Source organism: Candidatus Marinimicrobia bacterium CG08_land_8_20_14_0_20_45_22, from assembly GCA_002774355.1.
In the GTDB taxonomy this organism is placed as follows: Bacteria; Fidelibacterota; UBA2242; order UBA2242; family UBA2242; genus 0-14-0-20-45-22.
In genome coordinates this window covers 44,747-52,226 of sequence record PEYN01000025.1, presented here as the reverse complement: position 1 = coordinate 52,226, position 7,480 = coordinate 44,747, and the positions used below count along the sequence as shown (strand labels likewise).

General features: G+C 45.2%; 6 protein-coding genes. All 6 read right to left on the bottom strand.

Going from position 1 to position 7,480, the window contains the following annotated elements; translation table 11 throughout:
- A partial coding sequence (locus COT43_01985; GenBank protein PIS30401.1) for a hypothetical protein occupies positions 1 to 972 on the bottom strand: 972 nt, incomplete at its 3' end.
- Positions 973 to 1,228: 256 nt separating this feature from the next.
- Positions 1,229 to 2,881 carry a glucose-6-phosphate isomerase gene (locus tag COT43_01980; protein PIS30400.1) on the bottom strand — a complete coding sequence of 551 codons (1,653 nt, stop codon included), beginning with the start codon at positions 2,879 to 2,881 and terminating at the stop codon, positions 1,229 to 1,231.
- 680 nt (positions 2,882 to 3,561) lie between these two features.
- Positions 3,562 to 4,683, bottom strand: coding sequence for an ABC transporter permease (locus COT43_01975; GenBank protein ID PIS30399.1), 1,122 nt, complete (start codon positions 4,681 to 4,683; stop codon positions 3,562 to 3,564).
- Positions 4,684 to 5,790 carry a multidrug ABC transporter permease gene (locus COT43_01970; protein ID PIS30398.1) on the bottom strand — a complete coding sequence of 369 codons (1,107 nt, stop codon included), beginning with the start codon at positions 5,788 to 5,790 and terminating at the stop codon, positions 4,684 to 4,686. It lies immediately after the preceding gene.
- Positions 5,787 to 6,542 (bottom strand): ABC transporter, encoded by a 756-nt coding sequence (locus COT43_01965; protein PIS30397.1) that lies wholly within the window; start codon positions 6,540 to 6,542, stop codon positions 5,787 to 5,789. Before COT43_01965 ends, COT43_01970 begins: the two co-directional genes overlap by 4 nt.
- The gene (locus COT43_01960) at positions 6,539 to 7,477 is read right to left on the bottom strand and encodes an ATPase (protein ID PIS30396.1); all 939 of its coding nucleotides are present in this window, start codon (positions 7,475 to 7,477) and stop codon (positions 6,539 to 6,541) included. Before COT43_01960 ends, COT43_01965 begins: the two co-directional genes overlap by 4 nt.
- Positions 7,478 to 7,480: the final 3 nt, after the last annotated feature.

The window sequence follows — 7,480 nt, the reverse complement described above, 5'->3', positions numbered from 1 at the left end:
GATACCCGTTATATCGGTATTTACATAAATTGGCTCCTGCATCTGGGGCGCGTACATACCCGGATAGAATCCCCAAATATCTTGTGCTCCTACGACGTAAAATCCGTGATATGCATCTGGTATTTCAATTGTATAGGCGCCGTTTACATCGGTAGCAGCCAGAAAACCTATCATGTTATCTTCTTTTGTCGGCCTCGTGGTATCGCCTAAGAACGCAGCCCATACGGCGATATACTGAAGAGGAGTCTGTCCATACGTTACGTACCCGGAAATACTCGTGTTCTCATCGGGAGCGAGTATATCGATAATGCCGATGGCCGGGTCCGGAACAGTCCGAAGTTTAGCGGTCAGGAATAGGCGGGAATCCTGTACTCCGAAAAACGCGATGACATCGTCCAACATGTTTGTAGTCATCGCGAAAGCGACAATGCCATCGCCGGCCGGTGTCATGTCAGGTTCCTGGCCATCCAGGAGAATTAATTTTTCACCAGAAATTTCACTGATTGAAGGATCGTTTTCGGTCAAGATGCTGTCGCCATCATCAAAGAGAATGTCAAAAAAGACCGTATCCGGTGCAGGAACTGCGAAATAAAACGTCGCGCCTGCGACGTACGCGATGGAATCCGTCGCACCGTAAGTCATTAATAACGTATCAGGAGCCTCTATCATAATCTTGGCATTTTCCTGCCCGCCATTGACTGTAAACATTTCTTTCCAGTTGAGTTTGACAGCCGCCGGACGATTCGAGATCGCTGATTGTGTGTCCATGAAGCGATTCAATTGACGACTTTCGTTCACGATCGTCCGTGTTGGTATCGCGACGCTCTTTACAACCGGCGTTTCGGTTTTTTTCGCGGTCAATGTTTTCATCATTCGCAACTTCGATACGTTTTGCACCGCGTCGCGGTTCGCGCCCAGAGCGAAACTGAAAAGCAACAATACGCACATTAAAATCACTGTACTTTTACGCATTTTAACCTCCTTAGGATGTTGATTTCTGTTTTTTTTTCAAATTGCTGTTTTGTCGTAACAACTCTCCAAAATAACTTCTTGATGGATCATTTCTCTCTCCAAATATATTTTAATAGTATTATCAGGCATTCGTTGTGATAATAATCACAATATAAACAATTCTTTTTTCACGATATACTTACTCCAGCCCGACTCACGGAATTATCCCTAAGATAAACCCGCCTAAATTGTCTGAGTCATTCGGCGAAAGTCTCATTCATGACTTAATAAATTCCTTATAAGTGTTAATCAATCCATTTGTCGAGGAATCATGAGCGATAACAACCGAATCGTCCGACAATTCCGGCAGGATTTTAAACGCCAGTTGTTTGCCAAGTTCCACGCCCCATTGGTCGAAACTGTAAATATTCCAGTAAAACCCTTGGACGAAGATTTTGTGTTCGTACATCGCGATTAAACTGCCGAGCGTACGAGGTGTCATTTTTTTATATAAAATGGATGTCGTCGGACGATTTCCTGTGAAAACCTTGAACGGCAGAAGTTTTTGGATTTCTTCGTCATTCTTGCCGCTATCCAGTAATTCTCTATAGACATCGTCTTCCGATTTACCATTCATCAGCGCTTCGGTTTGAGCAAAAAAATTGGATAACAGAATCCGGTGATGATCGTCTATCGGATTCTGGCTGATTGCAGGTGCGAGAAAATCGCATGGAACGATGCTGGTTCCTTGATGCAGAAGCTGATAAAAGGCGTGCTGACCATTCGTTCCCGGCTCGCCGAAAATCAACGGCCCGGTTTGGTACTTAATGGGAGCACCGTTCCGATCGACATTTTTCCCGTTGCTCTCCATATCCAATTGCTGAAGATAAGCAGGCAGGCGATGTAAATACTGATCGTAGGGTAGAATCGCCTGTGCCTCATATTTGTAAAAATTCCGATACCAAATGCCGAGAAATCCTAGAATCGCGGGAATATTTTTCTCGATCGGCATCTCGCGGAAATGTTTGTCCATTGCATGCGCGCCGTCGAGCAATTCACAGAAATTCTTATAACCGATTGTGCAGGCAATAGAAAGGCCTATCGCTGACCAGAGCGAAAATCGTCCGCCAACCCAATCCCAGAACCGGAACATGTTTTCAGTAGCGATACCGAATTTTTGAACTGCTGCTTCGTTTGTCGAAACAGCGACAAAGTGAGACGCTACCGCTGATTCATCTTTGACATATTCCAAAAACCATTTGCGCGCCGTTTGGGCGTTTGCCATCGTTTCCTGCGTCACGAATGTTTTCGATGAAATGATAAAAAGTGTTGTCTCCGGCTGGACTTTCTTCAGCGTTTCGGCGATGTCTGTTCCATCGATGTTCGATACAAAATGCGGGTAAATGTGTTTCCAGTACGGGCGAAGCGCTTCCGTTACCATAACGGGACCGAGATCGCTTCCGCCAATGCCGATGTTAACAATGTCAGTAATCGGTTTTCCGGTGAATCCTTTCCATTCCCCGGATAGTACGGCATTCGAGAATTTCTCCATCTGTTTCAGAACGGCGTTGACTTCCGGCATGACGTCTTTGCCGTTAACGAAAATCGGCGTGTTGGAACGGTTTCTTAATGCGATATGAAGCGCCGGCCGATTTTCTGTCTCGTTGATCGTACCGCCGCTGAACATCAACCGGATCGCTTCCGCTAATTGCGTTTCCTTAGCCAGCGCAAGCATCACCGGGATTGTCTCGTCGCTGTAATGGTTCTTGGAATAATCGACGAGAATATCCTCAAATTGGATCGAAAATTTCCGAAATCGGTCCGGATCGTTTTTAAAATAGTTGCGGATCGGCGTCTTTTTTGTGCCCATATAGTGAATGGATAAATGGTGCCAGGCGCGTGTCTGTGTGGCGTTGATTTTTGGAATCATGATTCCTCCGAACGTTGAATTGTGATGAAATTTGCCTGATGAATCGGAATCAATTTGGCGTACGAGGTTGTTTTTTTCGCTGTCTTCACAATCCAGATGGCGGTTCGATGTGAACTTTCAGCGCTGAAGTGATAATGAGGGTTCAATATTTTAAGTGATTTTTTACTCATTCCGTTTGCACATTACAAAAATACAGAAAATTCATCTGAAAAGAAAGAGGGTAGAATGAATAGAGAGTATTAACCAAATGGGTGCAGAGGATGCAGAGATAAAGTAAAGGCAAAAGCAGAAGTTTAAGATTAAGCGGCGTACGAAGAAGATTCCTCTTAACGCTGTCATTCTGAGCTACATGAACTGACTAAAAAAGAAAGAATAAATCAAGCAGGAATTGACACTATGGATTAGTGCTGATACAATAACCGTGGCGAAGCTGGAACGAAGTGGAAATCCCGCTTGTGGGGAATCTTAGATAGTTGAAGTCGATTTTCTAATTTTCATTTGGCGTAAGAGGTTTTTTCCCCTGACTAAAGGCTGGCGCAATCCGTTTAATCAGCGATTCAGACTGTTTTCTTTCTGTGGATTAGAATGACTGTCTGAATAGTAAGTGTCAAGCCAACTAAAATACCTCAACGACCAATTCCAGAATCCTCCAACGGCGGAGAATGCCTGATGATTTTTTGTTACACGGTTTTCCGGTAGCGCCACGTCGCTAGACTCAGCATGGCAACGCCATAAATAGCCAACGAAATGACATCGCGGTAAATGTCGGAGATTCCGGAACCCTTCAGTAAAATCGTCCGCACGAGTCGCATAAAATAGGCGATGGGATTAAGCACATTTAATCTTTGTGCCCAGTCCGGCATGCTTTCCGTCGAAGTAAAGAGCCCGCTCATCATCATAAAAACGATCATGAAGAAGTAGTTGATAAAAATTGCCTGCTGTTGCGTCTTTGCCATCGTCGAGACCAATAAACCAAACCCGAGAACGACCGACAAATAAATCGCCGCCGTAAAGAACAGCAAAACCAGTGAACCCGTGATAGGTATATCAAATACTAATTTTCCGAGCGTCAGCCCGAAACCCAATTCCAACAACGCAATGATGAGAAACGGCGTTAACTTTCCAATGACGAATTGATATTTTCGAATCGGCGTGACATTGATCTGTTCAATCGTGCCGATTTCTTTTTCGCGAACGATGTTTAGACCCGACAAAAATGCGCCGATGATCGTTACAAGTATCGCCAATACTGCCGGAACCATGAAGACTTTGTAATTCAATTCCGGATTGTACCAGAAAGATGGTTTGACCTGAATGTTCTGCGCGCCGATTGTGCCGGTCGGAATCGTTTGCCATTCCGAGATGATTTCCCGGTTGAAACCGTTTGTGATCGAAGCGGCATACGCATAACCGATTCCTGCGACTGTGCCGTTGATTGCATTGATCAGAAACTGGATTTCGGCGCGATTCTCCTTGACCAACCGTTTCTCAAAATTTGATGGAATTTTTAAAATAATGTCGGTCTTGCCGCGTTTCATGCTGGATTCGGCGTCGGACAAGGTCGTGGATTGACCCGTTATCCGGAAAAACGGCGACGCGGCGAATTTCCCGACCAATTGCCGCGAAGTCGTGGAATAATCGCAATCGACGACGAATATGTTCAGATTCTTCATTTCCATCGTCGCGGCATTGACGAGAATGAGCATTTGGACGAGCGGAAGGACGAAAATGATTGGCAACATCATCCGGTTGCGGAAAATCTGGAGAAATTCTTTTTGCAGAACGAATAGGATTGTGCGCATCTATTCCAACCGGATTTTGAATTTTTTCACGCTGAGCAGGATAAACAGAGCGGTGAAACCGCAAAGGACAAGCGTTTCTTTCCAAACGTACAGAAATCCTGTATTTTTCAGCATAATGTTCTTAACGATGATGATGAAATATTTCGGCGGCATCATCTGGCAAAGCCATTGCAAAATCTTCGGCATATTCTCGATGGGAAAAATGAAACCGGACAACAATATCACTGGCAACATCAATGCAAACGCCGACATGATCATTGCCACCAATTGATTATCCGTGATGCTGGAAATAAGAATACCCAGCGAAAGCGCCAGCAAGATATATAATATACATTCCGCCAGCAACAGGACGACGCTTCCGTGAAGCGGCACGCCGAAAACGAAAAATCCGAGAAGAAGAATCGTCACAGCGTTAGTAAATAACAGTGCAACGTACGGCACGACTTTTCCGACGATGATCTGTATCGGTTTGAGTGGCGAAACGAGCAGGACTTCCATCGTCCTCATTTCCTTTTCGCGTGCGATTGAAATGGCAGTCATTTGAGCAGAGATCATCACCAGAATCAGCGCCATAATTCCCGGAACGAACATAAACGCGCTTTTCATCTGTTCGTTATAAAGCATCCGAACTTTGGGAATGATCTGCATTGGTGGCGAACTTTGCGAGTTGGACTTGCTGACGTAATCCTGAATGATTCCAGTCGTATAAATGGTGATTAGATTTGCCAGATTGGCGTCGCTCGCATCTGCGATGATCTGAACACTTGCCGTTCCGGTTTTTTCCAGATTTTTAGCAAATTCACCTTCAAAAATGATGACTTCCTTAACCTTGCCGCCGCGAAAGGCTTTAGCGATTTCATTGGGGTTATGAATGTCATATTCCAGTAAAAAATAGCCGGAGGAAAGGATTTTTTCGGTGATTTTCAGGGTAACTTCGTCGTGTGATTGGTCAAAGACGGCGATGCCGACATTCCGGATTTCATTGCTGATGACAAATCCAAAGATCAGCATTTGGGCGATTGGTATGCCAAACAAAATCAGTAGCGTCTGTTTATCTCGGAAGATGTGATGGAATTCCTTTCGGACGAATCCCCCAAAACGGTTCATGTGGCTTGTACCTCCAATGTGGAAGAACGTGCCAGTTTCAGGAAAACTTCGTTCATGTTTGCGACGCCGTTTGTCCGAACCAATTTTTCAGGCGAATCAAGCGCGATAATCCGTCCGTCCACCATCATGGAAACCCGGTCGCAATATTCGGCTTCATCCATGTAATGTGTCGTCACAAAAACGGTAATTCCATCGTGCGCCGCTTCGTAGATCAGATTCCAAAATTGACGCCGTGTGATCGGATCGACGCCGCTGGTCGGTTCGTCCAGAAAGACGATTTTAGGATTGTGAAAGATGGCAACGGAAAACGCCAATTTTTGTTGCCAGCCAAGCGGGAGATCGCGGATTAACTGATTCTTGTAATCGTTCATGCCGAGTTTTTCCAAAAGAATTGTTGTCTGCGCTTTGATTTCTTTGCGTTTCAATCCGTAAATCCCTCCGTAAAAGTGAATGTTTTCGGTGATCGTTAAATCTTCGTACAGCGAAAATTTCTGACTCATGTAGCCGATGCTCCGCTTGATCTGTTCAGTCTGATGGTAAATGTCGAAACCGGCGACGGAAATTTCTCCTGAAGTCGGCTTAGAGAGACCTGACAAAATGCGGATTGCCGTCGTTTTTCCAGCGCCGTTTGCTCCGAGGAATCCGAAAATCTCGCCGCTGAAAACATCGAACGTCAGACTATCGTTTGCGATGAAGTCTCCGAACTTTTTGACCAGATTTCGAACGCGGATGATTGGTGTGGAATGATTCATGGTTTTGAAATGTCTCCGGTGTTAGTCGAGTCGCTCATCAGTTCCATAAAACAATCTTCGATGCTGGGTTCGATCGGGTGAACATCCGGATTTTGGTGACCGTTTAGAATGAGAAAATCAATCAAACTTTTCGGGAGGAACGCCGACGAATTCGGCGTGAAATGAACACTTTGACCGAAGGGAAACGCGCTTCCTGTTTCCGGAAAACGTTGCAGGTCTTCGATCAGTTTATAAGTATTTTCCGCTTTAACAGAAAAGAGATTTCTGCGGTATTCGTCGATGATTTGCCGGGGCGGAGCGATTTTCATGATTTTTCCAAACTGCATCAAAGCAACTCGGTCGCACAATCCCGCTTCTTCCATGTAGGGGGTCGAGACGACGATTGTCACGCCTTCGGATTTCAATTTTTTCAGCATTTCCCAAAACTCGACGCGAGAAACCGCATCGACACCGGTCGTTGGCTCGTCCAGCACTAAAACGGTCGGTTTGTGGATCATCGCACAAGAAAGAGCGAGTTTCTGTTTCATTCCGCCGGAAAGTTTTCCCGCTAACCGGTTTTTAAACGGTTCGATTTGTAAGTATATGTCACGAATCAGATGATAATTTTCATGGATCGTCGTGTCAAATATCGAGGCGTAAAATTCTAGGTTTTCCTCAACTGTCAAATCAGGATATAGCGAGAATCTGCCCGGCATGTAACCAAGAATCGTCCGCAATTTCTTGTAATCTTTCACGACGTCAAGACTTTCTACTGTAGCGTATCCAGCGTTGGGAACAATAAGCGTCGTGAGAATTCGAATAAGCGTCGTCTTGCCGGAACCGTCCGGGCCGATAAATCCAAACAGTTCGCCTTTGTCGATGTGAAATGAAACATCTTCCAGCGCGCGAGTACGCTTGTAGGATTTGTCAAGATGTTCAGCTGAAATGGAAATCACGAC

Coding starts and splice junctions, on each gene's coding strand:
- COT43_01980 (PIS30400.1), bottom strand. CDS start 2,881: ATGATTCCAAAAATCAACGCCACACAGACACGCGCCTGGCACCATTTA.
- COT43_01975 (PIS30399.1), bottom strand. CDS start 4,683: ATGCGCACAATCCTATTCGTTCTGCAAAAAGAATTTCTCCAGATTTTC.
- COT43_01970 (PIS30398.1), bottom strand. CDS start 5,790: ATGAACCGTTTTGGGGGATTCGTCCGAAAGGAATTCCATCACATCTTC.
- COT43_01965 (PIS30397.1), bottom strand. CDS start 6,542: ATGAATCATTCCACACCAATCATCCGCGTTCGAAATCTGGTCAAAAAG.